At 75.1% G+C, this 2457-nt stretch carries 2 protein-coding genes and 1 pseudogene; 2 read left to right on the top strand and 1 reads right to left on the bottom strand.

Annotated features, from left to right (window positions below; all coding sequences use genetic code 11):
• Positions 1 to 379 (top strand): GNAT family N-acetyltransferase (locus tag RZ84_RS29930; RefSeq protein ID WP_241777919.1); only part of this gene is annotated, 379 nt, incomplete at its 5' end.
• 39 nt (positions 380 to 418) lie between these two features.
• Here RZ84_RS29930 and RZ84_RS29925 read toward each other — a convergent pair.
• On the bottom strand, positions 419 to 1111 hold the full coding sequence (locus RZ84_RS29925; RefSeq protein WP_043267399.1) for a HEAT repeat domain-containing protein: 693 nt from the start codon (positions 1109 to 1111) through the stop codon (positions 419 to 421).
• Between the two features lie 436 nt (positions 1112 to 1547).
• On the opposite strand from RZ84_RS29925, the pseudogene RZ84_RS41905 reads away from it, so the two are divergent.
• Positions 1548 to 2457 (top strand): annotated as a pseudogene (locus tag RZ84_RS41905) (3-hydroxyacyl-CoA dehydrogenase NAD-binding domain-containing protein); the annotation flags it as partial.

Raw genomic sequence — 2457 nt, 5'->3', positions numbered from 1 at the left:
CTGGGAGCCGGTGGCGGAGCGGGCCGGGGAGGTGGTCGGCTGGGTCGCTCTCGGACCGGCCCGGGATGCCGACATCGCCCCGGAGGGCGGCGGGCCGAGCGGTTCCCGGCTGCCCGTGGGCGAGCTGCCGGCCCTCTACGTGGAGCCCGGTCTGATCGGCACCGGCGTCGGCCGCGAACTGCTGGCCGCCGGGACGGACCGGGCCCGGGCGAGCGGGTTCGGCACGCTGTGCCTCTGGGTGGTGCGCGGCGATCTGCGCGCCCGGCGGTTCTACGAGCGTGCCGGGTTCGTGCCGGACGGGGCGGCGGAGGCGTACGAGGTGGGCGGCCGGAGCGTCCCGGAACTGCGCTACCGGCGTCCGCCGCCATCGCCCGCCTGAGTCCCTGGACGCCCGGGCCGGCGCCGCTCGCCCCGGCACCTACGGCGCGTCCGCCGAGGGGCCGCCCCGGGGTCCGGCGTCGGCCGCGGCCCCGTCCCCCGGTGTGCCGCCGCCCGCCGTCCGCGTCGCGTCCTCGTGGACGCCGAGCCGCGCCAGTGAGGCGGCGGCGGCCGCGGCGAGCCGGGGGTGGGCGGTGGCGGCCGTCAGTGCGGGGACCGCGCGCCGGTCGCCCAGGGCGCCCAGGCCCTCGACGCAGGCCAGGGCCACCCGCCAGTACGGGTTGTGCGGGATCAGCAGCCGCTCCAGGGTGGCGATCAGCGCCGGGACGGACTGCGGGGCGCGGAGCTCGACGAGCAGGCGTACCGGGTGCAGGGCGTAGGCGGTGCGCAGCGGGTTGGTGGCGAGGGCGGCGGCGGCGCGCGCGGTGCGCGGGTCGCCGAGCTTGCCGAGGGCGTGTGCGGCGGTGGCGCAGCGGACCGGTTCGCGGTAGTTCAGGAGCAGGACGAGGGTTTCGAAGGCGCGTTTGTCGCCGGCGCAGCCGAGGATGAAGGCGGCGATCTCGCGGGCCCACAGGGGGCGCTCCACGGCGACCAGCATGCGGGCCAGTTCCTCGCGCCCCGCGGGGGTGTTCTTGCGGGCCAGCCCGAGCAGCCGCTCGTAGGCCACCAGATCCTGTGGGGAGCGGAGTTCGGCCCGCACCCGGTCCGTCAACTCGTGGAATTCGTCTTCCATTTGTCGCTCCCCTCCCGCCTGGCCGCCCGGATCCGCGCGACGTGGCCTGCACCACAGCCTAATGACCCGCACTACCCCTGGCGCTTCGGTTACCCACCGGTTAACCTGCTGGAACGAGCAGTACCCCTGCTCGGGCGGCCTGGTGACGCAGCCGCCGAAGAGTGAAGTCGGTTCGGCACCGCACAACACGACGCGTGGCACGCTTCCTCGCCACGCACCGCACGACACGTACGGAGAAACGGCACGGCCCCGGGACAGGGCCCGCCGCGCCTCCCGCACCGCCGGCGCTGCCCGCAGTGCTGCGGCCCGCGGCCCCTCGCCGCCCGCCGCTGCGCGCTGCTTCTCACGCTCCGTGCGGCCCGTTCGTCCGCTCCGCGGACACCCCTCAGTCGTCACTTCTCCCCTGCCCCAGGGGAACACCCTCAGGAGTCTCGCGATGGGCCCTCAGTCCACCCCTGACCTCTCAACACCCGCTTCCGCACTGTCCCTTGCCACGGTCGCCGTGGTCGGTCTCGGCACCATGGGCACCGGCATCGCCGAGGTGCTCGCCCGCGCCGGCCGCGAGGTCATCGGCATCGACACCGATGACGCCGCGATCCGGCAGGCCCGTGCCACCCTCGAAGCCTCCACCGCCCGCGCCGTGCGCCGGGAGCGGCTCACCGAGCGGGAGCGGCAGGAGGTGCTGGCCCGCTTCCGTACGTTCGGCGACCTCCAGGCCGCCGCGGACGCCGATCTCGTCATCGAGGTGGTGCCGGAGGACTACGAACTCAAGCGGCAGGTCTTCGCCGCGCTGGACGGCATCGTCCGGCCGGAGGCGATCCTCGCCACGGGCACCAACGCGCTGTCGGTGACCCGGCTCGCCGCCGACTCGCCGCGCCCCGAGCGGGTGCTCGGCGTCCACTTCTTCAACCCGGCACCCGCGATGAAGCTGGTCGAGGTGGTCTCGTCGGTGCTCACCGCCCCGACCGCGGTCGCCGCCGTCACCGAGCTCGCCCGCGACCTGGGCAAGGATCCGATCGCGGTGGGCGACCGGCCCGGTTTCGTCGCCGACGGGCTGCTGTTCGGCTACCTCAACCAGGCCGCGGCGATGTACGAGTCGAAGTACGCGTCCCGTGAGGACATCGACGCCGCGATGAAGCTCGGCTGCGGTCTGCCGATGGGCCCGCTGGCGCTGCTCGACCTGATCGGGGTGGACACCGCCCGTACGGTCCTGGAGGCGATGTACGCCGAGTCGCACGACCGGCTGCACGCCCCGGCGCCGATCCTGGGCCAGCTGGCGGAGGCCGGGCTGACCGGCCGCAAGGCGGGCCGCGGCTTCTACACCTACGAGGCGCCGGGCAGCGCCG

It is taken from the genome of Streptomyces sp. CT34 (assembly GCF_000805335.1).
GTDB lineage: Bacteria > Actinomycetota > Actinomycetes > Streptomycetales > Streptomycetaceae > Streptomyces.
The sequence above is the reverse complement of the archived record's forward strand: the minus strand, read 5'-3'. Positions and strand labels throughout refer to the sequence as shown.